The sequence below is a fragment of the Bacillus basilensis genome (genome assembly GCF_050630465.1).
In the GTDB taxonomy this organism is placed as follows: Bacteria; Bacillota; Bacilli; order Bacillales; family Bacillaceae_G; genus Bacillus_A; species Bacillus_A basilensis.
In genome coordinates this window covers 368,071-394,135 of sequence record NZ_JBNTQO010000004.1, presented here as the reverse complement: position 1 = coordinate 394,135, position 26,065 = coordinate 368,071, and the positions used below count along the sequence as shown (strand labels likewise).

Below are 26,065 nucleotides of genomic sequence, written 5' to 3'. Positions count from 1 at the left end.
TATATGGGAGCTTCACAATTCTTCTTCATATTTTTTAAAGAAATCAGTCGTTTGCCTAACCATTTTATATTTCACATCTTGCAGATGGAATAAGACAGAAGTATCGCATTGATTAAATTGCCTCATTTTCTCGTATTTACGTAACAGCTGTTTTCTTCCTCTTTTTTCTTGTGTTGATACGAAAACTTTAACAGGTACACAAGACGGAAGAAGCGTAAATGATTTCTTATTTATTTTTGATTCTAATTCTTCTTCTTTGGAATCATACGCCAAACTTAATTCCTTCACGAGCCTCTTGTAAAAAAACTTATGCTCTTTCTCAAACTCCACATACTCTGGTAAATCTAAACACGGATTTAACATAATGACAGAGCGTATACATTCAGGGTATTTGTTCATCATTTCAAGTGCTACAAGCGCACCCATACCATCTGCCATAATGTGCATTTTCGCATTTAATGTCTCTTTTCTCAATACAACATCATATAAGCGTTTTGCTAGACGAACAGATTGGTCGTTTCCCCAGTGTCTTCCGTATAAATTAGAAGAAAAGACCGTGTAGCCTTTCTCAATAAGGCCATTTAAAAAATAAGATCTACCCGCATGCTGTGTCCATAAACTTGTACCATTCTCAATAAAGTAGTTGTAATCACCAAGAAGCATGACAGAAAATCCATTTGGCTTCTCCGGTAAATAAATGACGCATGGTTCTTTTTCTAAGTAAAAAAAACGTTCCGTAATACTCATTTTTCCCCCGCCTTATTTTCTAAACGTATAAAAGTACTCTTTTATAATGTATGAACGGAATGCAAATTTGCGTTGAAAAATCTACAAATATTTTTCTATATTCTTTTTTCAATTGTGTTACAATAAGGACAGATTGAACGAATAGAGGTGTAAAATATGCGTTTCATTTGGGCATTAATTTGGTCGTTCTTGCTTGTACATATGATGAGCTATGTAATCGGCTCTATGACTGGCGGTACATACGATTTTAACCAAGCGTCTATTTTCTCAGTTGTTCTTGCGGTATTGGTACTAGCAATTGCAGCTGCAATTCCAAACGAGCCAGTAGAACAACACTAAAAAAAGAGTCCGGATTTTATCCGAACTCTTTTTTATTTTACTTCACATAAACGACTAACTCATTATTTGCTACATCAACAACTACATGACTATTGTCAGTAATCGTTCCTGCAATTAATTCTCGTGCTAATTTTGTCTCAACTTGACGCTGTACATATCGTTTTAACGGACGAGCTCCGTACATCGGATCAAAACCAGCTTCTACAACAAACTCTTTCGCAGCTTCTGTTAATTCTACCGTAATGTGACGATCATCTAAACGACCTTGTAATTCTTTTACAATTTTATCAACAATACCTTTAATTTCATTCGCTGTAAGAGGCTTGAATAAAATAATTTCATCGACACGATTTAAAAACTCTGGTCGGAAATGCCCTCTTAATTGTCCCATAACAAGTTCTCTTGATTCCTCTTTAATTGAGCCATCTGCTTCTAAACCATCTAATAAATGAGCAGATCCAATGTTTGAAGTCATAATAATAACCGTGTTTTTAAAGTCTACTGTACGACCCTGTGAATCTGTAATGCGTCCATCATCTAACATTTGTAATAAAATGTTGAATACTTCTGGATGTGCTTTTTCAATTTCATCTAACAAAATAACGGAATACGGTTTACGTCTTACTGCTTCTGTTAATTGACCACCCTCTTCATATCCAACATATCCAGGAGGTGCACCAATTAAGCGTGACACAGCGTGTTTCTCCATATACTCAGACATATCAATACGAATCATTTGCTCTTCACTATCGAATAAAGACTGCGCTAATGTTTTTGCAAGTTCTGTTTTACCAACACCAGTCGGTCCTAAGAAGATGAAGGAACCAATTGGACGGTTCGGGTCTTTAATACCAGCACGCGCACGAAGAACTGCATCTGATACTAAGCTTACCGCTTCCTCTTGTCCGATTACACGCTCTGATAGAATTTGCTCTAGGCGTAATAATTTCTCGCGTTCACCTTCAACGAGTTTTGCGACAGGAATACCAGTCCAGCGTGAAACAATATCAGCAATCTCTTCTTCACTTACTTCCTCACGTAATAAACGATTTTCTTGTTTATTATGCGCGCCCATTTCTTCTGCTTCTTTTAACTCTTTTTCGATAGCAGGGATTCTCCCGTGACGAAGTTCCGCTGCTTTATTTAAATCGTAGTTACCTTCTGCTTCTTCTAATTCACGGCGCAGACGCTCCAAATGTTCACGTAAGTCACGAACTTTGTGAATATCTTCTTTTTCTTTCTCCCATTTCGCTCTCATACCACTTGCAATTTCTTTTAAATCCGATAATTCACGTTGCAATGTTTTTAGACGTTCTTGACTACCAAAGTCCTTTTCTTTTCCAAGAGCTGCTTCCTCAATTTCTAACTGCATAATGCGGCGCGTTACTTCATCTAATTCTGTTGGCATAGAATCAATTTCCGTACGAATTGTTGCGCATGCTTCATCAACAAGGTCAATCGCTTTATCTGGTAAGAATCGATCTGAAATATATCGATCTGATAAAACAGATGCTGCTACAATCGCGCGGTCATGAATATTTACACCGTGATAAATTTCAAAACGCTCTTTTAAACCACGTAAAATGGAAATTGTATCTTCAACAGTTGGTTCTTCTGCTAATACTTGTTGGAAACGTCTTTCTAGCGCTGGATCTTTCTCAATATATTTGCGATATTCATCTAGTGTTGTCGCCCCGATACAATGCAGTTCACCACGCGCAAGCATTGGTTTTAACATATTCCCTGCGTCCATTGCGCCTTCTGTTTTACCAGCGCCGACGATTGTGTGCAGTTCATCAATGAATAATAAAATGCGGCCTTCACTCTTTTTAATTTCATTTAATACAGCTTGCAGACGCTCTTCAAACTCACCGCGGAATTTCGCGCCAGCTACAAGTGCACTCATATCTAACGCAAAGATTGTTCTATCTTTTAATCCTTCCGGTACGTCCTTTTTCACAATACGCTGCGCTAATCCTTCAACGATTGCTGTTTTACCAACACCTGGCTCACCAATTAAAACCGGGTTATTTTTCGTTTTACGTGAAAGGATACGAATGACGCGGCGAATTTCACTATCACGCCCGATAACAGGGTCAATTTTCCCCGCTCTTACTTCCGCCACCAAATCACGACCATATTTTTCTAACGCTTCATAAGTTGCTTCTGGATTTTGACTAGTCACTCTTTGATTCCCCCGAACTGTCATTAAAGACTGTAATAAGTTATTTTTCGTAATATGAAATCTTGTGAATAATTGGTTTATATCGCCTTTTTCTTCAGAAAAAGCAAGCAATACATGCTCGACTGAAATATAGTCATCTTGTAATTTCTCTGCTTCTTTTCCTGCTCTTACAAGTAGTTGTTGCAGAGCACCTGTTATATATAATTTGCCTGCTTCTGCACCGCTTCCCGTTACAGAAGGCTTTTTCTTAATTAAACTTTCGGCGCCTTGTTTTAACGCTTCTATATCGACATTCATTTTTTGAAAAATACGTACTGCTAACCCATCTTGCTCTTCTAATAATGTAAACAAGAGATGAACAGTATCTACTTCTTGATGATGATGAGATACCGCTAAAGATTGGGCACTCATAATCGCCTCTTGTGTTTTTGTTGTCATTTGATTTAAGTCCATCTTTACAGTCCTCCAAATGTTTGACTTTCTTTGACCTTTGATTTGATTATACGCCAACTGACTTTTTTATACAATAATTTTGATTATGTATTTTCAAACTTATTATTGGAAAAAGAAAAAGGGAGCATGCATGATACGACTGAAAAATATACGGTAAATGAAATTATAATGTGTGATGACAAAAAAGCCGCAATAACGATTGCGGCTTCTGTTACGGTTTTCTTTTATATGTCCACTGACGGTTATGATTCGTATTATCTGGAAACTTGTCACCGGCAGTTAACTTTACCATTTGCGGATCTTTCACCATACTTCCCGTTTCACCAATTTCTACGTAAATGCCATCATTCGGCGCTTTTTGTCCAGAACGAAACCTGCGATTTTGTCCCATTTCCATTCTCCTTCCATGACGTCTTTGCCTCATTAGTATATCCATTTTAAAAGAAAGCTTTTCTGTCATGTTTAGGAAACAAGTACTACATTTCGTTCTTGTACATATACATGAATGACACAAGCTTAAAGCAGGGATTCCCTTCCTATTTGTAGAAAAAAAGAAACCAACCTACTATAGGCCAGTTTCAAAGGAGAGTCAAACATATACGAGAAGATTACATGTTCATTATAAGCATCATCATACGAGCAATGTAACCCTTTTCACAATTTATACATAATGAAAGAAACATTGTTTGAACTTTCTAAAAAGATGTTGACTTTTCTTAATTTCCAGCGAGAAATAGTAGACACCGCAGCACTTTGCGACGTAAGATGGATATATAGTGAACTTTCCATCTTTAGTGATCTCACCCAGTCTAACCTCTTATTTCTGCATATTAAAAACGGAAATACAGATAAAAACAAAAAATTATTATAAGAGGTGAAATTATGAACAAACAACATTTAATCGCATTAGACTTAGACGGCACATTATTAACAGACAACAAAATAATTTCCACTCGAACGAAATATACAATTGCAAAAGCAAAGGAACAAGGACATATTGTCGTTATTTCAACAGGACGTCCCTTCCGCGCTAGTTATGATTACTATAAAGAACTTGGTCTTAATACACCAATCGTAAACTTTAATGGCGCTTACGTACATCACCCTCTTGATTCAAAGTGGGGAACACATCACTCTCCTCTTGAGCTAGCAACAGCCCAAGAAATTGTCCGAGCTTGCTTTGATTTTGGCGTAAAAAATATATACGCTGAAGTAATGGACGATGTGTATGTTCGTGAAATTGATGAAGATAAAAAACATATTTTCGAATTCGGTTCTCCAAAGATTTTTACAGGAGACTTATTAAATATTTTAAACGATCATCCAACTTGCTTATTAATAGACGCACATGACGAGCATTCCAGTGCAATTCGTCAACACTTAACTGATATGCATGCTGAAGTAATTGACCATAGAAAATGGGGCGCACCTTGGCCGATTATTGAAATTGTAAAAAGTGGGTTAAATAAAGCTGTCGGATTACAAAAAATTTCTAGTCATTACAACATTCCACAAGAACGAATTATTGCTTTCGGTGATGAAGATAACGACTTTGAAATGATTGAATTTGCTGGTCACGGCATCGCAATGGGGAATGCAATTCCTGAATTAAAATCACTCGCAAACCATACGACGTTAACGAACGAAGAAGATGGTATTGCACTATATTTAGAAGAGGTTCTTGGGTTGTAATCTAAAAATTCCCTACTTATAGTTTCTCGCCAAACGCTCATACTATGATTAGACGCAAAAGTCAGCGCGTCGATTGTTTTCAGCTAAATAAAGGGGGTTTTTCGAATGGGTAAAAAGAACAAATCAAAACGTTTTATCCAACAAGGAGCCGATGCTGTTATGAAGCATGATGCAAGATTCCCGTACCGTGGTACATTAGCTGAGGCAGAAAAAGCGAGAAGCAACTCTTCTTTTGGAGGGGTCTAAATGGGGAACTTACTATTCCAACAAGCTAGAGATGCTGTTGCAAATGCCGTATCTTGTTCAAGCGGTGCTGAGCAACAAGATCTCGTATACAGAGCCAAAAACGCTTTGCACTCTGCTTACGCAAACTCTTCAACAGCTGAAAAAGTTCAGCTACGCGAAATGCAGGAGCAGTTGCAAAATATTACGAATTTACATTAAAAAAGAGGACCAGCTTTGGTCCTCTTTAATCTTTTCGGAACAGTCCAAACACCCCAACAGTTTGCAGTACGTTTGTAAATGCACCTGGGTCCACTTGCTTAATAACCCTCTCTAATTCATACAGTTCGTAACGCGTAATAACAATCATTAACATTTCCTTATTTTCATTTGTATAAGCACCTGTTGCCGGTATAGTTGTAATCCCCCTCACTAAGCGTGAGTGAATTGCCTTTCTTACATCTACCCCATTCTTCGTAACAATTAATGCTGTAATCTTCACATGCCGCGTATGAATCGCATCGATGATTCGCGTTGACACATACAAAGTCACCAAAGTATATAATGCTTTTTCCCACCCATACACATAGCCAGCAGCAATAATGATCAGTGCATTAAAGAAGAAAAAATACGTACCGACAGGCTTATCTTTTATTTTGGATAAAATCATGGCGATAATATCTAAACCACCTGTAGAAGCCCCCCACTTTAACGCAATCCCTACTCCAATTGCCGAAATAAGCCCTCCAAAAATTGCATTCAAGATGATATCATTCGAAACAGCTCGAACTGGGATAATTTCTAAAAACAACGTCATAAATATAACGCACAAAAAACTAAAAAACGTAAAAGCTTTCCCAACCTTTTTCCACGCTAAAATAACGACAGGAATATTAAATAAGCTAAACAATACTCCTGTAGATATATGAATAGATAAAAAATCTCCTAGTATTTGTGATAATAATTGAGACAATCCAGCAAAACCACTCGCGTACACTTTCGCTGGTGTTAAAAATAAATTCATTCCAATCGCATTTAATAAACCTGCAATGATTACAACGATTAACTTCTTTATAAGTTCGGTATAATTCAACTTCAAATCCATTTCTAATCCACCTTTATTATTCATGAATGCACCACTATACATAGTCTTTACGAAAAAGGAAATGATAAACGTACAACGTTTAGAAATGGAGTTGATACATATGCCACATACGAGTGATAACGACAAAAAAGCACGCGATAATAATGCAAAACGCGCACAAAAAAATGAACAAGAACAAAAGAATATAGAGCAAGGTAAGCGTGCCTATTCCAAAAAGACCGATCACCTTTAATTCCATCGTACACCGACATATTGTCGGTGTACTTTTTTTACATTTTACAGGAAAAAAACATTAAAAATTCACTTCATGTTCACTTCTATATTCTACAATAGCGATAACATATTCGGATGAGGTGTTAGCGTGAGAGGGAAACACATTTTCATTATTACTGCACTAATAAGTATATTAATGCTAGCTGCTTGCGGACAAAAAAATAGTTCAGCTACAGTCGCTACAGCAACAGACTCAACCATTACGAAGAGCGACTTCGAAAAGCAGTTGAAAGATCGTTACGGAAAAGACATGCTATACGAAATGATGGCACAAGACGTTATTACGAAAAAATATAAAGTATCTGATGATGATGTGGATAAAGAAGTACAAAAAGCGAAAAATCAATACGGCGATCAATTCACAGCAGTATTAGAAAACAATCGTTTAAAAGATGAAGCTGATTTCAAAAATCAAATTAAGTTCAAACTTGCTATGAATGAAGCAATTAAGAAAAGTGTTACAGAAAAAGACGTGAAAAATCACTATAAACCAGAAATTAAAGCGAGTCACATTTTAGTAAGTGACGAAAATGAAGCGAAAGAAATAAAGAAAAAACTAGATGCTGGTGCTTCATTCGAAGAATTAGCAAAACAAGAATCACAAGATCTACTATCAAAAGAGAAAGGCGGAGACCTCGGATACTTCAATTCAGGTACAATGACACCTGAATTTGAAACAGCTGCCTACAAACTAAAAATTGGTCAAATTAGCGATTCCGTCAAATCACCAAATGGCTATCACATTATTAAACTAACTGGTAAAAAAGATTTAAAACCTTACGATGAAGTGAAAGACTCCATCCGCAAAAACTTAGAAGCAGAACGTATTGCCGATCCTACATTTGGTCAAAAATTATTACAACAAGAATTAAAAAAGGCAAATATTAAAATAAACGATAGTGAGTTGGAAGATACGTTTACTCTTGCACATGAGCAAGGAAATTAAAAAAGCACCACCTTATATTTTACAAATATAAGGTGGTGCTTTTTATTTACTTTATTTCTTAAAGTACGTCCAACCTTCTTCTTGGTAAACCTTTTCTTCCTTCATCAACTTACCAAGTGCACGCTTAAATGCAGCTTTACTCATATTGAAACGTTCTTTAATATCTTCTGGGTGGCTCTTATCCCAAAACGGCATTGCTCCGCCTCGTTCTTCCATATATGCATAAATTACAGCAGCGTCATCTTCCATTCCTTCTTCTTTACGAGGAAGAAGTGAAATGTTAATTGTACCGTCATCTTTCACGTCAATAATACGGCCCGTTACACGCTCACCGATGCGGACTTGTTCTTTTCTTTCTGTGTGGTGTAAGAAAGCACGGAAATGCTCATCCGTTAGTATGAATGAACCAACTTGAAGCGAACGATACACACGTCCATTTACGTTTTTATTACGCATAGATGGCGTCGCATCTACGATAATTTCTTGCATATCACTGTCTCTTGCCGGAAGAGCGATAAGGCGATCACGATTCGTTAATTTTAACGTACAATATAATTCGTCTCCAACCTCTGGCCATACTGGCATATAAATCGGGAACTCATCAGCTGGGATTAGTATATCTTTTGATACACCAATATCAACAAACACACCTAAACTAGGAATAACTTCTACAACCTTTACCCAGTTCCAATCAAAAGTTGTAATAAGCGGCTCCTTCATTGTTGCTGAAACACGATTTTGGTGATCAAGGTATAAGAATACATCAATCGTATCGCCTTCTGCGATTTCTCCAGCTACTTCGTTTTTATGTAGGAAAATTTCTTCTTCTTCATTCCCAACCATATATCCGATTTCCGTTTCGCGTAAAACAGTTACCTGTTCAATCGATCCTATTTGCAAATACATATTTTTTAATTCCCTTCTATATATATAAAATTATCTTTTTTATCATTCCAAACAAAAGTTAATTATAACACGATTCTTTCTTTATTTGTCCAACTGCCTAAAATTCACTATAATAAAATGAGGTTACATCATTATAAGTATGAAAACACTTAAGTCTAAGCTCGTTTTCAGCTATACTTTAGTATGTACAGTACATAAAAAGATTAGAAATTTATTTGGAGGTGCTAACTATGGCAAAAGACAGTTCTTTTGACATCGTTTCGAAAGTAGAATTACCTGAAGTAACAAACGCAATTAACATCGCATTAAAAGAAATCCAAAACCGATATGACTTTAAAGGAAGTAAAAGTGATATTAAATTAGAAAAAGAAGTACTTGTTTTAACTTCTGATGACGAGTTCAAATTAGACCAAGTAAAAGACGTTCTAATTTCTAAACTTGTAAAGCGTAACGTTCCAATTAAGAACTTAGATTACGGAAAAGTTGAGGCTGCTACTGGTAACACAGTTCGCCAACGCGCAACACTTCAACAAGGTATCGATAAAGATAATGCAAAAAAAATTAACAACATCATTAAAGAAATGAAATTAAAAGTAAAAACACAAGTACAAGATGATCAAGTACGTGTAACAGCGAAAAGCCGTGATGACTTACAAGCAGTTATCGCAGCAGTTCGCAGCGCTGATTTACCGATTGACGTACAATTTATTAACTACCGCTAAAAAGAAAAACTCCTCTAATTAGAGGAGTTTTTCTTTTTGTCATGTAGGAACAATATGACAAGGACAAGCGGGTATTTGCGGTGAAAATTGCTGAGCGAACAGAGTCTATTCATACGAATATCTTACAGGTGACCGCAAGGAAAAGACTTCTTAGGACGTTTCCCTTCAACTTGAATCACTTTCCTTATCAATTGAATCCTAAACCAAAGTCACCACAACTACCTCCATAAACCAAAATCTCTCTCCCTAATTAAGCGTAACAATTTATGAGTATAAGAATATTTTCCACCCTTCAATGTAATGTAAAATTAATAAGGGATCTTATTTTGTGAAAAAAGTTAATTATAAAAGAGTTAGAAGTGGTTATTTGAAGAAATTAATATTATGTTTTTTATTGGCTATATTCTCTCTAAATATTAAAGGATGTTCTAATAATATGACTACACTAAAGGATAAATCTAATTGCATTCACAAAGCTTGGTACAAAAAACCTATGTTATGTAATAATTTAAAGAAACACTAAATAGTTGATGATAAAGGTCATAAAAAAGACACTTTAAGTTGCCTTCCTCTTACTTGAACCATCTTAATTTTAATATGGAAGGAAAAGAAGTATAAAGTGTTAATAAGGATGCAGATTTCAAAATAGAAAGTACGTTAAGTAAACTTTCATTCAAAAATTCATATTAAGTAATAATATTTTAGAATCAAGTTTATAAAAAATATTAAGAGGTTTATAAGTGTAAAACCTACAGGAACTTTTCCTGTGGGTTTTATTGTACTATAAGTATTTATTTAGCAATTATGTTTTTTGAAATATTCTTCTTTAATTATTTGTAATTTTTTTTCGTTTTTTGTTAATTCAAATATAAATAACGCTTTTTTCATGTTATTGGCAACTTTTTCTTTATTAGATTGTTTAAGCTTTAATAAATTCGAACCTTTTTCATAGTATAGTTCACCCAATAAGTATAAAGTATTTAGATTAATAGCTAATTTGATACCCTTATCAATGTATTTTTTTGCTTCTTCATATTGATATGTGTAACTTAAACATTTTGCTAAATTATAAATGATTTTCAATTTAATTTCTTTATCTCTAGGAAAATCTAACTTATTAAAATTATTTAAACATCTTTTTAATATATTAATACTCTCTTTATATTCTTTATTTTCTGCATGAAATATAGCCATTGTCTGCATAATATCTATTTCTCTCTCTGTTAAAAAATCAATATTCGTTACTGTTATTTTTAATGCATTATTTAAAAGAGTTAAAGCCGTTTTTATTGAGTTATTCACACGATATATAGCAATTGCTTCATGCCATATTAGAAATTGTTTATCTTCTTTTATTCGAAAATTATTTAAGTTTTTTTCTTTTGTTACTATTTCATAAAGCTCTTTATATTGATGTTGTCTTATGCAATCCTTCATTACGCATTTTACATTTTCTATATATTTAAATTTTTTGTTTTGAGTTAGTGCAAATATATTATTTGGATCAATACCAAGTCTTTCTGATAATTGATATAACAATATGCTAGATGGATAAATCACACCTTTTTCGATCTTGCTAATTTGACTTTGTGAACATATTCCATGACATAATTCGGATTGTGATATATTTTTTTTAATTCTGAGTTCTTTAATGGTAATACCCAAATCGTAAAATTCCATTTTCCCTCCTACTATTTAGTACTGTATTAGTATAAGAGTATTCTCTAAATTTTAATGTAATGTAAAATTAATATAGTTGCAACGATTGTTTATTCCAAAGGTCTTTTCCTCCCACTATAAGAAGCCTCCCCTTCTCTTTTCCTATCGGTGTTGACAAAAAAACTGGCTAGGAAGAAGACTTTCTCCCTAACCTGGAAAACTTCTCTCATTAGAGAAGTTTTTAGATTTATTAAGAGCAACACCATATCGCTTTATCAAATGATTTTTCAGGAATGTATACTTTATCATTTTCGATTTTGTATTTAATATTATTTCTCTTCAGAATTGCTGTGTCAACAGAATGAACACTATCGCCCCACCGAACAAATTCCCCATCGTCACCGTTGTCCCAGAAATACAGAATTACGAATACGATAAGAAGACTCAAACATATAGCGAACAACTTCTTTCCCCTCAAACATCTCACCTCATCACGCACTTTTAATTGCACACAAAAGAGAATGTTCCCTTATTTCCGTCTCTTTTTAACCACAATTAAAAAAGCAATAAACAATACGTTCACACCGACGATTAAAGAGATAAATAACCAATTCACACCTGTTTCTTCATTAACTTTATACACATTTGATTCTTCGCGCTTTAAAACGAGATAAAACTTTCCTTTTTCTTCTCTTATAATTTCATCTTCTAACAATCCTTTTAACTCTTGTTTTTCACCAATCACACTTACAGGTAAAGCAACCTTTTGTGTTTCTTTCGTATTATTAATCGCTACTAATGTCACTTCATCTTTATACTTCCGTTTCAGTATACTCATTCCATCTTTATCATATAAAAGTTCAAACGTACCACGCCTTAGAGATGGTCTCGTTTGTCTAAGTTCACCAAGTTTCGTTATGTGCTGCATAAATTTTTCATCTGATTTGAAATCCATTAACCGTCTATTATCTGGAGTATCCCCTCCATCTAATGCGATTTCAGTTCCGTAATAAAAATTCGGAATACCTGGTGATGTTAATACATATGTAAGAGCTAGTTTCAAACGAGATGGTGGATAATTCATATTCTCTTTTGCAATACGAGCAAATCTTTTTGTACCTTGATTATCTAAAAATGTAACGAATTCCTCGTCTTTTTTACTCACATCATATAAAGATTTTACCGATACGTCCACTTTGGAAAACGATTCTACTATTTTTTCGTTGTATTCAATATCTTCTTTTGTCATAACACGAAAATCTTTCTTTATCACTTGCATATCTTTTTGCACGCCATCCCAGAAAGCAGGTGACTTTTTTTCACTATGCATTACATAACTTGCATCTAAATCGGCTTCTTTGATCCACCATTTCATCGAGTCGATTACTTGTTGTTCGTTTTCTCTAAGCGGAAATTGAAATATAACTTTCATTCCCCTTGCATGAGCTTCTTTTACAAGTTCTTTCACATCATTTTCTGTTCCGAAATGTTCATTTACCTTTTGAAAATTGCGCACGTCTAACCCATCGTACTTTCCACTTTCAAAAAGGGGTGAAAGCATAACAGTGGTAAATCCCATTTCTTTTATGTAATCTAGTCTCTTGATAATCCCTCTTATATCTCCACCCTGATATCCTTCTAAATTTCCAACTTCTAACTGTTTGTCATTTTTAGGTTCTCCATTATTAAAGCGATCAATCATAATGGAATATATAACTTCGTCTCTCCACTCTCTTTTTTCGTCTGCAAACGTATGTATTGGTACAAATAAGACGACAGCTAAACAAAAACAAATGAATAGTTTCCTAGTCCGTATTTTTCCCACACGCATCCCCCATATTTTTTAATTGTAAGAATATTATACCAATTATCCGAACAAATCGCATATGTTGATTTCTTTCTCCTCAAAATACTTCATGTTAGATTTTATAACATGAAGTATAAATTTTTCTGAATTTTTAGTTGATTTTTATATTTATTTCGAATATGATATGAAACATAACAAATTGATGTTATTTTTTCTAACATTATAGGAGGAGAGAGAATGAATACGGGAGATACGGTTTTTATGTTTGTAGCGACAGTAATGGTCATGTTAATGACACCAGGATTGGCACTTTTTTACGGGGGCATGGTTCGCAGTAAAAATGTACTCAGTACAACAATGCATAGTTATAGTGCAATGGCTATCGTTTCAATTCAGTGGATTGTAATTGGTTATTCTTTATCATTCGGACCAGATTGGCACGGACTTATCGGTACACTCGATTGGTTCGCTTTAAACGAAGTTACCTACGCACCAAATCCAGACTACTCATCTACTATTCCTCACAATTTATTTATGATGTTTCAACTCATGTTCGCCATTTTAACTCCAGCTTTAATTTCAGGTGCATTCGCCGAGAGAATGCGATTTTCAGCTTTCCTTATTTTCATCCTTCTATGGACAACGATCGTTTACAATCCTGTTGCTCATTGGGTATGGGGTGTTGGCGGATGGCTAAGAGAACTTGGCGCGTTAGACTTCGCTGGTGGTAACGTCGTTCATATCACATCTGGTGTGGCTGGTCTTGTATTAGCTATTTTCCTCGGAAAACGAAAAAATATAAACGGTCCATCTCCTCATCATTTACCATTTACGATGCTTGGTGCTGGCTTACTATGGTTCGGTTGGTTCGGCTTTAACGTCGGAAGCGCATTATCTTTAAACGACGTAGCTTTAACTGCATTTATTAATACAAATATAGCCGCCGCTGCCTCAGCATTAACTTGGATGCTTTCAGAATGGTTCTTCCAATCAAAACCAACTGCGATGGGAGCTGCTTGCGGAGTTGTTTCCGGTCTAGTCGCAATTACACCAGCTTGCGGGTTCGTTACACCTTTCTCCGCCCTTCTTATCGGAGCAATCGGCGGTATATTATGCTTCGGAGCGGTCTTTTTCTTAAAAACAAAATTCGGATACGACGATACACTTGATGCTTTTGGATGCCATGGCATTGGAGGAACTTGGGGCGGTATTGCGACAGGACTATTCGCAACTACTACTGTAAACGGCGATGGTGCTAATGGATTATTTTACGGAAACGCTACTTTACTTTTTAAACAACTTGTAGCAATTGGAGCAACCTATGCATTTACAATCATAATGACGTACGCCATTATTAAAGCAATTAACTTCTTCCTCCCTGTTCGCGTCGATGAGCACGAGGAACATATGGGGCTTGATATTTCGATGCACGGCGAGAAGGCTTATGAGTATACAGAGCGAGTAAACTAAAAAAGAGATGCAATCTATTAGTAGTAGATTGTATCTCTTTTTATTAGACTTGTCGGCGGCATACCCTAGTTGATATATTCGTGAATATATCAGCGATTTTTTGGATATATCGACGATTTTTTAAATATATCAGCGATTCTTCCAATATATCGACGTTTCGACACAGGATATCGATTTACCAACAAATTCTGACATGACCTAAACGTAAAATACCCCCGAGTAACTTTACACACAAAAAAGACGACCGAAATCCGGTCGTCTTTCCCTATTTATTTCGGAGCATTTCCTACATATTGCGTAATATCAACATTTAACGCTTGCGCCAAACGCATACCGTACTCTTGATCTGCACGGAAGAAGTTACAAACAGCTAGTAATTTCGTACGTTCATTTACGTCTTTTAAGTCATTTGTTAAGTTTGCAATTAAGTTTGCTTGCTCTTCTTTAGAGAATGAACGGTAACGCTCACCTGCTTGCTTGAAGTCATTTGGTTTGTCAATTTTTTCACGAGATACATAGCCTTCTACTTTCATAGTTGAATCGCGGTAAGTTGGGTCTTCAACTGGATTTTCAGTATGACGACTCGGTTCATAGTTGATTGTAGATGGGTTTTGATTCATTTGCATCGCACCATCACGTTGTTGGTTATGAACAGCTGCGTATGGGCAATTCACAGGAATTTGTAAGTAGTTTGCCCCAAGACGGTAACGCTGTGTATCTGGGTAAGAGAATAAACGACCTTGTAATAATTTATCTTCAGATGGTTCAATGCCATTTACAGTTGCGCTTGGAGAGAACGCGACTTGTTCTACTTCCGCAAAGAAGTTTTTCGGATTACGATTTAACGTCATTGTCCCTACTTCAATTAATGGGAAGCGATCTTCTGGCCATACTTTCGTTGGATCTAATGGATCGAAATCTAAAGAATCCGTTTCTTCTAGTTGCATCACTTGTACGTGTAAATCCCACTTCGGATAATTTCCTTTTTCAATTGCATCGAATAAATCGCGAGTTGCATGGTTGAAGTCTTTTCCTTGTACTTCTTGCACTTCCTTCGCACTTAAATTACGTACATCTTGCTGCGGTTTCCAGTGGTATTTAATATAAACGATTTTGCCTTCTGCATTAATCCATTTGAATGAATGGACACCGAAACCTTCCATTTCACGATAGCTTGCTGGTGTACCATAATCAGAAAACACCCATGTCATCATATGTGTAGATTCTGGACTTAACGTCATGAAATCCCAGTAACGATCTGGCGTTTGAATATTTGTATCAGGTGCCGGTTTTAAAGAATGCACCATATCAGGGAATTTAATTGCATCACGAATGAAGAAAACTGGTAAATGGTTACCTACGATATCGTAATTTCCTTCTTCTGTATAAAATTTAACAGCGAACCCGCGTGGATCACGAGCTGTTTCCGGAGAACCTTGACCATGAATAACTGTCGAGAAACGAACGAATACAGGTGTTTCAGTTCCTTCATTTTGTAAAAATGCTGCCTTTGTATATTGCTTCATGCTATTTTTCGTTACGAATACACCGTGAGCACCTGCACCACGCGCATGCACCACGCGCTCTGGAATACGTTCACGATCAAAGTGAGCCAGTTTTTCTACCAAATGATAGTCTTCTAATAATACCGGTCCACGGCGACCAGCTGTGCGAGAATTTTGGTTATCTCCAACTGGAGCACCTTGGTTTGTTGTTAAGCGATTATTTGGATTCATCTAGGGGGGATCCTCCTCTTTATTTCGTAGTAATTACTATTTATTTATAATTATTATAAACTAATTATTATTCAAAACTAAATCTTTGTCAACTATTTCCTTCATTTTTTTGGAAACAATTTCAGCTAAGCATTCGATAAAAACAGATTGTGCATTCGGCATATTTGGTCTAAAATATTTGGCATTTAGTTCATCCGTTACAACTTTACATTCATAATCGTTGTCATATAAAACCTCTAAATGCTCTGCCACAAAGCCAACTGGACAATATATGAAAGATTCATATCCATGCTCTTTATATAAATCTTTTGTTAAATCTTGCACATCTGGTCCAATCCATGGATCTGGAGTATTTCCGGCACTTTGCCAACCAATTGTATAGTTTTGAATGTTTGCAGCTGCTGCAATCAAATCCGCTGTATGCTGCAATTGCTCCACATAAGGATCACCTGCTGCAATAATTTTTTCTGGTAAACTATGTGCAGAAAAAATTACGACAGTCTTCTCTTTATCTACAATATTAGTAAACGTCTCTTTTATTTGATTTGCCCAATACAAAATAAATTTCGGTTCATCATACCATTGTTCAATTGGTTCAATAACAGGCCCACCGATTTCTTTTGAAAGACGAATAGCACGGTCATTATACGCTTTAATGCTAAAAGTAGAATAATGCGGCGCTAATACGATACTAATTGCCTGCCCAATTCCATCGCGCTTCATCTCTTCTACAGCATCTTCTATAAATGGAGCAACATGTTTTAAGCCTAAGTAACAAGTAAATTCATACTCTGTAAATATGTTATTCATTGCATCTGTTAATTTATGCGCTTGCTCTTTCGTAATTTTTGCAAGTGGTGAAATTCCGCCAATTGCTTTATAGCGACTAATTAAATCTTGGAGTGCTTCTTCAGATGGCTTACGCCCATAGCGAATATGTGTGTAATACGCTTCTACATCATCTAATGATTCTGGCGTCCCATACGCCATTACGAGTAAACCTATTTTTTTCTTTGTCATCTATATAACACCTCAATTTTATAAATGAGAATCTTTTTCAAGAACATTTGTTTCCAATTATAACAACTAATAATAAGTACGTCAAAATAATTATTATAAATAAGTATTATTTCTAATATGATTTTAAATTTTATATGACAATTCATTTAATAAAAAGCGACTTACATAAATGTAAGTCGCTTTTCTCCTATTCTTTAATATTTACCCCGTATTCTTTAAACCAAACATGAATTTGCGCTAAATGAGCTAAAAGTTGCGGCCCAGTCATTAATTGACCAAACCAAGGCGTTTGAAATGCACTGCCGCCTGACTCAATTAATCCACTCAGCTGTTCCTTATCGAATAGTTCGTGTAAAATCGAGCCTTTATCTGTTAATAAATCTTGTAGCCATACTGTTACTGCTTTTGTGTAGTGTGGATTATGTGTTTTCGGATACGGGCTCTTCTTTCTATATAAGATGTCATTTGGAAGTAACCCTTCTAACGCTTTACGCAATAGACCTTTTTCGCGGTTTTTATACATTTTCATTTCCCAAGGAATATTCCACGCATATTCGACAAGTCGGTGATCCGCAAATGGAACGCGTACTTCTAAACTTGCACCCATACTCATACGGTCTTTTCTGTCTAATAATGTTGTCATAAACCATACCATATTTAAATAAAATAATTGTCTTCTTTTTGCTTCAATTGGGCTTTCTCCCTCTAAAATAGGAACTTCTTGAATGGATTCTTCATAGCGCTGTTGTACATATTGTTGTAAATTTAATTTATTTCTCCATTCTTTCTTTAGCAATTGTTCACGCGCTTCTGTAGAACGCATCCACGGAAATACACTCGATTGTAAATCATCTTCTCTATAAAACCACGGATATCCACCAAATATTTCGTCTGCACATTCCCCAGATAAACCGACGACAAAATCTTGTTTAATTTCGCGGCAAAACCATAATAATGACGAATCAATATCTGCCATACCAGGTAAATCACGAACGAGTACTGCTTCTGTTAAATACTGTGCTAATTGTTCATTTGAAATGACGCAGCGATGATGAATTGTTTGAAACGTTTCAGTCATCAAATTAATAAATGGTGCATCTGAATTTGGCTGAAACGTATTTGCTTTAAAGTATTTGTCATTATCTTCGTAATCAACCGAATACGTGTGTAATTGACCTTTTCCTGATCTTGCGTATTCTTTCGCAGCAATTGCTGTAATCGCGCTCGAGTCTACACCACCTGATAGAAAAGTGCACAGTGGTACATCAGAAACGAGCTGCCTTGTAATCGCATCTTGTAATAAAAAGCGTGTTTTCTCTACTGTTTCTTCAAAGGAGTCTTCATGCTTTTTACTTTCCACATTCCAATATCTCCATATACATAAACCGTTCTTTGAAAATGTCATCGCATGACCTGGACGTAATTCTTTTATACCAGCATAAATACCATGACCTGGTGTTCTGGATGGTCCGAGACCGAATACTTCTGATAAACCTTCTAACGTTACTTCTGCCTTTACATCTGGATGTGCTAATATCGCTTTTAACTCTGAACCAAATAGTAATCGTCCACTATCGTATTTATAAAATAGCGGTTTTACACCTAATCGATCTCGTGCAATAAATACTTGTTCTTTCTGTTCATCCCATACCGCAAACGCATATATACCGTTTAAATGATCGACACATTCTTCTTTCCATTCAATATACGATGCTAATAGTACTTCCGTATCAGAATGACCTTTGAACGTATATCCTCTTCTTAAGAGTTCCTTTCGAATATCTTCCGTGTTATACAGTTCGCCATTATAACAAATTGCATAATTCGTTTCGTCTTTTAAACAAGTCATCGGCTGTTTACCACCCTCAGGATCAACAACGATTAACCGTTTATGCCCAAATGCGACATTGCCTTTAATCCAAACTTTATTATCATCTGGGCCACGCTTCGCTAACGTCTCAGCCATCTTCGTAACGGTGGCCCTTTCTCCTTCTAATGAGCGTTTATAATCCACCCATCCTGTAATCCCGCACATATAAATCATCCTTCCATCTTATTACTTTTCCTGAACGTGCAGTAATCCCCACTCTAAAAGTGCGGATCAAAAAAATGACAAACTTGACGATAACCTACTATCCACATATGGAATAGCATTTTCACTCAGTAAAACGTGTTTTATTGTATGCCCACCTATGTCTAGATGTGTCTAGTTATAAAGAATGCACGAACTGTCTATAACAGGAATAACTACTTTTCATAAAGGAGAAATCATGTATGATACAACGTAAACATATTTTATATAACCAGCCCCGCGCTCATACAGTCGGTAATGTAGAATATATAAACAATGAATGGATATTCTTTGATGACGAAAATGAGGAAGCATTTTTATTAGAAGATATTGCCGAAGATGGATTTGAGATTTTATATAACAACAACTGGCTACCAGCTCGTTTCTATGAACAAGATATATTACAAATCGCCAACGAACAGCACCATTTGCAAAATGGTGAAATGATACGTATTCGTAAAAAATTACTTCTTAGCTATACAGAATGGCTTGAAGAATTACCTGACTCTGTCTTTGCCTTATTAACAGAGGCATTGCAATCACTTCACTACTCTTTATATGATTGCATGTATTGTCATAATTATTTATCTTTCTTACCGAAAGAGGAAGCACGTGCAGGAGTAAATATTCTATTGTTCGATAATGAAGAAATGATTTGTACACTGCAGCACCATTTCGTTCGTCACGCTACGTCAAATAAAAATATGTTTCGTTTTACGAAAGTAAACGGAGAAGAGTTGCATATTGATGCGACATAAAAATAAAAACCACCTTATCTCCCAAACATTTGAGATTATAAGGTGGTTTTATTTTTATTTGAATACGTACCAGCCAATCGGTAATTTTAGTCCTAAGTATAATACCGCTACTAGCGCGACAATAAATAAGCCCCAAACCGCCCCTGTTGGTTTGTTTTTGCTCATTTTCACAAGAACCATTTCCATTCCACCGATAACTAAAATACCAGCTAACATTTTTAAGCCATACCACATGTGCATGCTACCTGTTGCTGTCTTTACAATACTCATGTACAACATGAAGCCTGTCACAATAATGATAATGTACATTAGGCGAAGCCCCATATGTACACCTTTCCCTTTTCTCCCTGCTGAATAAAGTGAATACGCCACAAAGAATAAAATTAAACCTAACGCCCATGCTGTAATATGCATATGTACCATCGTATCCCTTACCTCCTCTTTTCACACTTTTTCACTCTATATGATAACATGTTCATTTATTTTCAGGAAATGTTTCGCTTTTTTACATTTAAATGATATAATATTTAGAGTATTTACAAACTTCTTGTAATAACAAAAGGGGGAACAATCATGATTCAAACTAAGGATATTATCGAACTTACAGACACATACGGAGCAAATAACTATCACCCACTTCCAATCGTTATTTCTAAAGCAGAAGGCGTTTGGGTAGAAGATCCTGAAGGAAACCGTTATATGGACTTATTAAGTGCATATTCTGCAGTAAACCAAGGTCATCGTCACCCAAAAATCATTAACGCTTTAATTGACCAAGCTAATCGTGTTACGTTAACTTCTCGTGCTTTCCATAGCGATCAATTAGGTCCTTGGTACGAAAAAGTTGCGAAACTAACTAATAAAGAAATGGTACTTCCAATGAATACAGGTGCAGAAGCTGTTGAAACTGCAATTAAAACAGCTCGCCGCTGGGCTTATGACGTGAAGAAAGTAGAAGCAAACCGTGCTGAAATCATCGTTTGTGAAGATAACTTCCACGGACGTACAATGGGTGCTGTTTCTATGTCTTCAAACGAAGAGTACAAGCGTGGATTCGGCCCAATGCTTCCTGGCATTATCGTAATTCCTTACGGTGATTTAGAAGCATTAAAAGCTGCTATTACACCAAACACAGCTGCATTCATTTTAGAACCAATCCAAGGTGAAGCAGGAATTAATATCCCACCAGCTGGTTTCTTAAAAGAAGCTCTTGCAGTATGTAAAAAAGAAAACGTTTTATTCGTAGCAGATGAAATCCAAACAGGCTTAGGCCGTACTGGTAAAGTATTTGCTTGTGACTGGGACGGTATAACTCCTGATATGTACATACTTGGTAAAGCTCTTGGTGGCGGCGTATTCCCAATCTCTTGCGTAGCAGCAAACCGCGACATTTTAGGCGTATTTGAGCCAGGTTCTCACGGTTCTACATTCGGTGGTAACCCACTTGCATGTGCTGTTTCTATCGCAGCTCTTGAAGTGTTAGAAGAAGAAAAATTAACAGAGCGTTCTCTTCAATTAGGTGAAAAATTAGTTGGGCAATTAAAAGAAATTGATAACCCAATGATCACTGAAGTTCGCGGTAAAGGTTTATTCATCGGTATCGAATTAAACGAGCCAGCTCGTCCTTACTGTGAACAACTAAAAGCAGCTGGTCTTTTATGTAAAGAAACACACGAAAACGTAATTCGTATCGCACCACCTCTAGTAATCTCTGAAGAAGATTTAGAGTGGGCATTCCAAAAAATTAAAGCGGTATTATCGTAATAATAAAGAGGTTGTCCTACATGTTAGGACAACCTCTTTATTTTTATATTGATTTATACTAAAATAAAATTGTAATTTTCTGTATTTACATTCTGTAAAGGAGGTACGATATATTGTTATTAAGATATGGCAAACATATTAACTATTTAGCTACGTCTTTTATTTTAGTTACATTCTTTGGCTTCCTACTTTCCACAACTTTGCTTAGTCACTACTTAACTTCTACTACATTCACACTACTGAAAGCATCATTTTGGACTGCTGTTATTCTTACTATTATTGGATTTGGCCGAGAAAAAAGCGCACTTACGGTTATACTATTGGGCATTTGCACGCTTGCATTTATTGGTCTTTACACTTTTTCCGTTATCGATTATCTCTATAACCCAAGACCATAAAAAAAGCTATCTTCGATAAGATAGCTCTTTTTTTCATTTCACTATATTTCGCAAAGTACCAATTCCTTCTACTGTAATGACCACTTCATCACCAGCATGCAAAAACTTCGGTGGTGTGAAACCTTTTCCGACACCAGCCGGCGTTCCTGTTGCGATAATATCTCCTGGTTCTAACGTCATTCCTTTACTTATCGTTGAAATAATTTCTTCTATTGAAAAAATCATTTTATTTGTATTTGAAGTTTGTCTTACTTCCCCATTTACTATCGTTTCAATGTGTAACGCATTCGGCTCACTAACCATTGATTTATGAATTAAATACGGTCCCATCGGACAAAATGTATCGAAACTTTTTCCAAGGAAAAATTGTTTATGCTTCCTTTGAATGTCGCGAGCAGTTATATCATTTATAATGGTATAACCAAAAACATGCTCAAGCGCTTTTTCTTTTTTTATTTGTTTCCCTCGCTTACCAATGATGATAGCTAGTTCGCCTTCATAGTCTAGTTCATTTGTTGCGTGAGGATGACTATTAATTTTTTCATCCATTCCAATAACTGTCGTTGGCGCTTTCGTAAAGATCATTATATTTTCTGGAATGGACTCTACTCCGCCCATTTCTATCGCATGCTCACGATAATTTTTTCCAACGCAAAGAATATTCTTCCTTGGCCTTGGAATGGGTGCTAATATTTTCACCTCAGTTAACGGATAATACGCCGTTCCTTCATTTTCCTTCGTCCAATTTACAATATCACATATTTTTTCAAAACATTCGGTTCCTCTTTCAATACACTCTAACATTGTAATAGGGATTGTAACCTTTTCTCCCTTTTGCCTTTGCGCTTCCCTTAAGTGCAATACCTTTTCTCTCTCTTCATCTACAATACCTACAAATACCTTTTCTTCTTTTTTCGCCGTTACCAAACGCAATATTTCCACTCTCCATCCTAAAACTCATACCTTTTAATTGTATTCGCATCTGCAAGAAAAAAACCTTCTCATGCACGCTAATTTTTACAATATTCTTCGCATATTCTATTCGTTACTCCTTTATCATTTGGCATAAAATGTAGAAATTTTACTTTTTTTAGCGAAGACGTTTCTTTTTTATGGGATTTTTGTATAATATGTACTACATATATACTAAAAATTTCATTTAGAGATGGAGCCGATTTCAATGTTTGAGCAAGCGATTGAAAAAAAACGTGAAAAAATGATTTATTTTGCTGAACGCTATGGAATGACTTCTCAAAAAACAGTAGATTGTAGCCAAGAACTGGACAGGCTCTTAAATGCAATTTGGCATGTACATACGGATTTTAACACTAATCAAACACTCGATACACACACGCAATAACGTGTGTGTTTCTTTTATTTCAAAAAAATACACATTTTATTGAAAACGCCCATACAATAGTAGAAAAGAAAATTTTAAAAACGAAGGGTGTTTTGTATGCCAGCTATGGTCGGACATATTCGTATCGTCAATATTGGATCAAGTGGTATTTTTCATATTGGGGATGTATTTGCAATTAGGCCTATTAGTTATTCACGTGCTTTCGCCGGGGCCGGCTCTTTTAACGTTGGAGATAACGTTTCTGTCTACAATTATCAAAGCGCAACGACTGTTAATGATTCAGATATCGTTGATCAAGCGATAATTGGTTCAACTTAAAGGAGGCGATTGTGTTGAACTTTTATGTAAACCAAAGCATTATCATCAATAGCATTAAAATTGATAGTATTACAACCTCTTCCGTATTCCAAATTGGTACTGCTGGAAGTATTAAAGCTCTATCTAAATTCTCAAATACTGGCGGATTTACAGAGCCTCTTCGCCCATTACAGTCGAAAGGACAAATTATTTCTATCAAACCATCAACTAGTTCTTCTTAAGACATCCTTGTCATAAATATATAGCAGGAATATATTTACCCTCCCTATTGAAAAGGAGGTTTCACAAATGAATCAAGATATATATACTTACTTACACCAACTTCAGCAAGCTCTTCAAACACAACAAGCAGTCATCCTGAATTTGGAAGATCAAGTGCGCCAACTCCAAGAAGAGCTTAACGAATTAAAAAATCGCCCCTCCTCTTCTATAGGAAAAGTGGAATACAAATTCGATCAATTAAAAGTAGAAAATTTAAATGGTACTTTAAATATTGGTTTAAACCCGTTTTCAGCCAAAGGACAACAAATTGAGGATTTTCAAGTTGATACAGAAACTTTGAAGGTCAATCCTGAAACTGACACCAATCCAGATTTTTACCAAGGAATCCTTCAAGAAATGCATCGTTACTTAGATGAAGAAGCATATAATCGAATTCTCCATTTTGAACAAGAAGAGAGAACACCGCTCGATGAAATGTACCGACAAATGATGGTTGATGACATAAAAAAACAGATGGAGCATAGACTTCCTTATTATTTATCACAAGCGCAATCATATGAAGGGATTTCAACAGATCCAGATTATTTACGAGATATCATTATTCAAGCAATGAAACATGATATCGATAAAGCCTTCCTCTCTTTTATTCAACACATACCGGGCAATTTCCGAAAGGAGTAAGTATGTATGAACCTTAACGTTGTCAATCGTGAATTAAAAGTCGGACAGATTAAAATGAACGGTGTATCGTCATCCGCACTCTTTTTAATTGGAGATGCGAATCTCCTCATTCTATCCTCTATTCTTGATACACCGTTTGAAACTGTAACAGAGGGTCCGTTTGTACCGTTAGTAACAGACGTCCCTCCTACTCCAGGTTAAGGAGGCTGAGAAATTATGTTGCATCATGTGTCTGTTGTCCAAAATGTTTCTATTATTTCTTTAGGGATTACTGCCGTGTTTCAAGTGGGAGACGCAAATCAAATGGAATTAAAAAGTAGGGCTCTTGCCGTCCACAGGGAATTTCCTTGCTATATAAAAGACGAAGGTCGCTTAGATGCATTTGAAATTTTTACAGATGAACACATCACAATCCCAAAACGTTCGACAGATGTAAAACTAAACATTGTAAATGAATGTCCCTTTATTGAAGTGAAGGATGTTGAATTACGAACACTTTTAAATTCCGGTTGCTTTCAAATCGGAAATGTTGATTATGCTTTCAATAACTCTCGTATTATGCAAATCCGCCAATATATTACGGATGAACCTTCCGCTCAATAATTCATATAGTAATTAAAAAGCTGAGTAAAGTAGGTGGATGGTATGCCTTCTGTTGTTGGAAATCTCGTCGTTCAAAACAGTAATGGCTCTTTCAATTTAGGAGATTTTTATAACGTGTCTCCGAAAGAAAACACGAAAGCGTATAATGGATCTGGAGCTTCTAACGTTGGATTTGTCGTAAATACGTTTAGTGGTGTTAGTGCAACAAATACGTTCGATTCTGATGTGGCCGATCAAGATCAGATTGGAACAGCATAAAAAAAGTAGGAGATATCTCCTACTTTTTTCTTCTTTCTACACGAAATTACAATTTTATTTAAATGATAATCCTTTTTCCTCTAGAACCGCTCTCAATTTAGGTAAAGATGCGGGTCCCATACCATGTAGTTTTAATATTTCTTTCTCGCTATACTTTGAGAGTTCTTCTACAGTATAAATTCCGTGATGCTCTAGCGCCCTTCTTGCTGGCGCTGAAAGAAGAGAAAGAAAACCTTCTTTTGGCATTTTCTCTTTCTCACAGGTTGGGCAAATTGGACAATCGCTACTTTTATAATACTCATGTCCCTTTTCACAAGTTCTTAACGTTTTTTCCGTTGCCATTTGCAAGT

At 35.8% G+C, this 26,065-nt stretch carries 32 protein-coding genes; 18 read left to right on the top strand and 14 right to left on the bottom strand.

All coding sequences use genetic code 11. The annotated features are described in order from the left end of the window. Positions 1-12: 12 nt before the first annotated feature. Complete coding sequence (locus ACQVV1_RS11375; RefSeq protein ID WP_063224621.1) at positions 13-747, bottom strand: lipase family protein; 735 nt, start codon at positions 745-747, stop codon at positions 13-15. Positions 748-903: 156 nt separating this feature from the next. On the opposite strand from ACQVV1_RS11375, the gene ACQVV1_RS11370 reads away from it, so the two are divergent. Beyond that, a complete protein-coding gene (locus ACQVV1_RS11370) occupies positions 904-1,086 on the top strand; it encodes a YjzD family protein (RefSeq protein WP_063224622.1) in 183 nt (60 codons plus the stop codon). A 37-nt stretch (positions 1,087-1,123) separates the two neighbouring features. On the opposite strand, the gene clpB is transcribed toward ACQVV1_RS11370, so the two are convergent. Together clpB and ACQVV1_RS11360 are read right to left on the bottom strand one after the other, a co-directional pair. Next, positions 1,124-3,724 (bottom strand): ATP-dependent chaperone ClpB, encoded by a 2,601-nt coding sequence (gene clpB, locus ACQVV1_RS11365; RefSeq protein ID WP_431168887.1) that lies wholly within the window; start codon positions 3,722-3,724, stop codon positions 1,124-1,126. Positions 3,725-3,935: 211 nt separating this feature from the next. Continuing rightward, a complete protein-coding gene (locus tag ACQVV1_RS11360; RefSeq protein ID WP_000531418.1) occupies positions 3,936-4,115 on the bottom strand; it encodes a YjzC family protein in 180 nt (59 codons plus the stop codon). Between the two features lie 491 nt (positions 4,116-4,606). Here ACQVV1_RS11360 and ACQVV1_RS11355 point away from each other — a divergent pair, with 491 nt between their 5' ends. From ACQVV1_RS11355 to ACQVV1_RS11345, 3 genes are all read left to right on the top strand, one after another. Beyond that, positions 4,607-5,416, top strand: a complete 810-nt coding sequence (locus ACQVV1_RS11355) for a Cof-type HAD-IIB family hydrolase (protein ID WP_063224624.1) — start codon at positions 4,607-4,609, stop codon at positions 5,414-5,416. A 105-nt stretch (positions 5,417-5,521) separates the two neighbouring features. Next, a complete protein-coding gene (locus tag ACQVV1_RS11350) occupies positions 5,522-5,662 on the top strand; it encodes a hypothetical protein (RefSeq protein ID WP_000516816.1) in 141 nt (46 codons plus the stop codon). Continuing rightward, positions 5,663-5,860 carry a DUF3813 domain-containing protein gene (locus tag ACQVV1_RS11345; RefSeq protein ID WP_000527393.1) on the top strand — a complete coding sequence of 66 codons (198 nt, stop codon included), beginning with the start codon at positions 5,663-5,665 and terminating at the stop codon, positions 5,858-5,860. It abuts the gene before it with no gap. 25 nt (positions 5,861-5,885) lie between these two features. On the opposite strand, the gene ACQVV1_RS11340 is transcribed toward ACQVV1_RS11345, so the two are convergent. After that, positions 5,886-6,743 carry a YitT family protein gene (locus ACQVV1_RS11340; RefSeq protein ID WP_242251899.1) on the bottom strand — a complete coding sequence of 286 codons (858 nt, stop codon included), beginning with the start codon at positions 6,741-6,743 and terminating at the stop codon, positions 5,886-5,888. 100 nt (positions 6,744-6,843) lie between these two features. Here ACQVV1_RS11340 and ACQVV1_RS11335 point away from each other — a divergent pair, with 100 nt between their 5' ends. Further along, entirely contained in the window at positions 6,844-6,975 is a 132-nt protein-coding gene (locus ACQVV1_RS11335) for a DUF3941 domain-containing protein (protein WP_001120845.1), read from the top strand. A 129-nt stretch (positions 6,976-7,104) separates the two neighbouring features. After that, on the top strand, positions 7,105-7,962 hold the full coding sequence (gene prsA, locus ACQVV1_RS11330) for a peptidylprolyl isomerase PrsA (protein ID WP_063224625.1): 858 nt from the start codon (positions 7,105-7,107) through the stop codon (positions 7,960-7,962). A gap of 51 nt (positions 7,963-8,013) precedes the next feature. Here prsA and ACQVV1_RS11325 read toward each other — a convergent pair whose 3' ends face one another. Beyond that, a complete protein-coding gene (locus ACQVV1_RS11325; protein WP_063224626.1) occupies positions 8,014-8,868 on the bottom strand; it encodes a CvfB family protein in 855 nt (284 codons plus the stop codon). A 230-nt stretch (positions 8,869-9,098) separates the two neighbouring features. On the opposite strand from ACQVV1_RS11325, the gene ACQVV1_RS11320 reads away from it, so the two are divergent. Beyond that, complete coding sequence (locus ACQVV1_RS11320; protein WP_001040146.1) at positions 9,099-9,590, top strand: YajQ family cyclic di-GMP-binding protein; 492 nt, start codon at positions 9,099-9,101, stop codon at positions 9,588-9,590. A gap of 795 nt (positions 9,591-10,385) precedes the next feature. Here ACQVV1_RS11320 and ACQVV1_RS11315 read toward each other — a convergent pair. The 3 genes from ACQVV1_RS11315 to ACQVV1_RS11305 form a co-directional block, all read right to left on the bottom strand. Beyond that, positions 10,386-11,270 carry a helix-turn-helix domain-containing protein gene (locus ACQVV1_RS11315; protein ID WP_309259842.1) on the bottom strand — a complete coding sequence of 295 codons (885 nt, stop codon included), beginning with the start codon at positions 11,268-11,270 and terminating at the stop codon, positions 10,386-10,388. A 229-nt stretch (positions 11,271-11,499) separates the two neighbouring features. Beyond that, entirely contained in the window at positions 11,500-11,727 is a 228-nt protein-coding gene (locus tag ACQVV1_RS11310; RefSeq protein ID WP_242251897.1) for a hypothetical protein, read from the bottom strand. Positions 11,728-11,778: 51 nt separating this feature from the next. Beyond that, the gene (locus ACQVV1_RS11305) at positions 11,779-13,080 is read right to left on the bottom strand and encodes an alpha-amylase family glycosyl hydrolase (protein ID WP_431168886.1); all 1,302 of its coding nucleotides are present in this window, start codon (positions 13,078-13,080) and stop codon (positions 11,779-11,781) included. A 213-nt stretch (positions 13,081-13,293) separates the two neighbouring features. Here ACQVV1_RS11305 and ACQVV1_RS11300 point away from each other — a divergent pair, with 213 nt between their 5' ends. Further along, a complete protein-coding gene (locus ACQVV1_RS11300) occupies positions 13,294-14,526 on the top strand; it encodes an ammonium transporter (protein ID WP_098556340.1) in 1,233 nt (410 codons plus the stop codon). Between the two features lie 269 nt (positions 14,527-14,795). Here the strand turns inward: ACQVV1_RS11300 and katB are convergent, their stop codons facing one another. The 3 genes from katB to asnB form a co-directional block, all read right to left on the bottom strand. Continuing rightward, positions 14,796-16,262: a catalase KatB gene (gene katB, locus ACQVV1_RS11295; protein ID WP_063224631.1), complete on the bottom strand. Its 1,467-nt coding sequence runs from the start codon at positions 16,260-16,262 to the stop codon at positions 14,796-14,798. Between the two features lie 60 nt (positions 16,263-16,322). Continuing rightward, on the bottom strand, positions 16,323-17,282 hold the full coding sequence (hemH, locus tag ACQVV1_RS11290; protein ID WP_309259840.1) for a ferrochelatase: 960 nt from the start codon (positions 17,280-17,282) through the stop codon (positions 16,323-16,325). A gap of 187 nt (positions 17,283-17,469) precedes the next feature. Next, entirely contained in the window at positions 17,470-19,317 is a 1,848-nt protein-coding gene (asnB, locus tag ACQVV1_RS11285) for an asparagine synthase (glutamine-hydrolyzing) (RefSeq protein WP_242250962.1), read from the bottom strand. Between the two features lie 239 nt (positions 19,318-19,556). On the opposite strand from asnB, the gene ACQVV1_RS11280 reads away from it, so the two are divergent. After that, complete coding sequence (locus tag ACQVV1_RS11280; protein ID WP_242250961.1) at positions 19,557-20,111, top strand: DUF2777 domain-containing protein; 555 nt, start codon at positions 19,557-19,559, stop codon at positions 20,109-20,111. Positions 20,112-20,165: 54 nt separating this feature from the next. Here ACQVV1_RS11280 and ACQVV1_RS11275 read toward each other — a convergent pair whose 3' ends face one another. Beyond that, positions 20,166-20,534 carry a YisL family protein gene (locus ACQVV1_RS11275; protein ID WP_242250960.1) on the bottom strand — a complete coding sequence of 123 codons (369 nt, stop codon included), beginning with the start codon at positions 20,532-20,534 and terminating at the stop codon, positions 20,166-20,168. 150 nt (positions 20,535-20,684) lie between these two features. Here ACQVV1_RS11275 and rocD point away from each other — a divergent pair, with 150 nt between their 5' ends. Continuing rightward, complete coding sequence (gene rocD, locus ACQVV1_RS11270) at positions 20,685-21,875, top strand: ornithine aminotransferase (RefSeq protein WP_063224635.1); 1,191 nt, start codon at positions 20,685-20,687, stop codon at positions 21,873-21,875. A 113-nt stretch (positions 21,876-21,988) separates the two neighbouring features. After that, complete coding sequence (locus tag ACQVV1_RS11265) at positions 21,989-22,273, top strand: hypothetical protein (RefSeq protein WP_063224636.1); 285 nt, start codon at positions 21,989-21,991, stop codon at positions 22,271-22,273. A 33-nt stretch (positions 22,274-22,306) separates the two neighbouring features. Here the strand turns inward: ACQVV1_RS11265 and ACQVV1_RS11260 are convergent, their stop codons facing one another. Beyond that, a complete protein-coding gene (locus ACQVV1_RS11260; RefSeq protein ID WP_431168885.1) occupies positions 22,307-23,206 on the bottom strand; it encodes a fumarylacetoacetate hydrolase family protein in 900 nt (299 codons plus the stop codon). Positions 23,207-23,453: 247 nt separating this feature from the next. Here ACQVV1_RS11260 and ACQVV1_RS11255 point away from each other — a divergent pair, with 247 nt between their 5' ends. From ACQVV1_RS11255 to gerPF, 7 genes are all read left to right on the top strand, one after another. After that, positions 23,454-23,633 (top strand): aspartyl-phosphate phosphatase Spo0E family protein, encoded by a 180-nt coding sequence (locus ACQVV1_RS11255; protein ID WP_063224638.1) that lies wholly within the window; start codon positions 23,454-23,456, stop codon positions 23,631-23,633. A gap of 96 nt (positions 23,634-23,729) precedes the next feature. Then, positions 23,730-23,951: a spore germination protein GerPA gene (gene gerPA / locus ACQVV1_RS11250; protein WP_001111186.1), complete on the top strand. Its 222-nt coding sequence runs from the start codon at positions 23,730-23,732 to the stop codon at positions 23,949-23,951. A gap of 14 nt (positions 23,952-23,965) precedes the next feature. Further along, complete coding sequence (gene gerPB / locus ACQVV1_RS11245) at positions 23,966-24,172, top strand: spore germination protein GerPB (protein ID WP_063224639.1); 207 nt, start codon at positions 23,966-23,968, stop codon at positions 24,170-24,172. Between the two features lie 67 nt (positions 24,173-24,239). Beyond that, complete coding sequence (gerPC, locus tag ACQVV1_RS11240) at positions 24,240-24,854, top strand: spore germination protein GerPC (protein ID WP_431168884.1); 615 nt, start codon at positions 24,240-24,242, stop codon at positions 24,852-24,854. A 6-nt stretch (positions 24,855-24,860) separates the two neighbouring features. Next, complete coding sequence (gerPD, locus tag ACQVV1_RS11235) at positions 24,861-25,055, top strand: spore germination protein GerPD (RefSeq protein WP_001052807.1); 195 nt, start codon at positions 24,861-24,863, stop codon at positions 25,053-25,055. Between the two features lie 15 nt (positions 25,056-25,070). Next, entirely contained in the window at positions 25,071-25,457 is a 387-nt protein-coding gene (locus ACQVV1_RS11230) for a spore germination protein GerPE (RefSeq protein ID WP_063224641.1), read from the top strand. A gap of 42 nt (positions 25,458-25,499) precedes the next feature. Continuing rightward, positions 25,500-25,715, top strand: a complete 216-nt coding sequence (gerPF, locus tag ACQVV1_RS11225) for a spore germination protein GerPF (RefSeq protein WP_001141570.1) — start codon at positions 25,500-25,502, stop codon at positions 25,713-25,715. A gap of 54 nt (positions 25,716-25,769) precedes the next feature. On the opposite strand, the gene ACQVV1_RS11220 is transcribed toward gerPF, so the two are convergent. Then, positions 25,770-26,057 carry an RNA polymerase alpha subunit C-terminal domain-containing protein gene (locus ACQVV1_RS11220; protein ID WP_431168883.1) on the bottom strand — a complete coding sequence of 96 codons (288 nt, stop codon included), beginning with the start codon at positions 26,055-26,057 and terminating at the stop codon, positions 25,770-25,772. Positions 26,058-26,065: the final 8 nt, after the last annotated feature.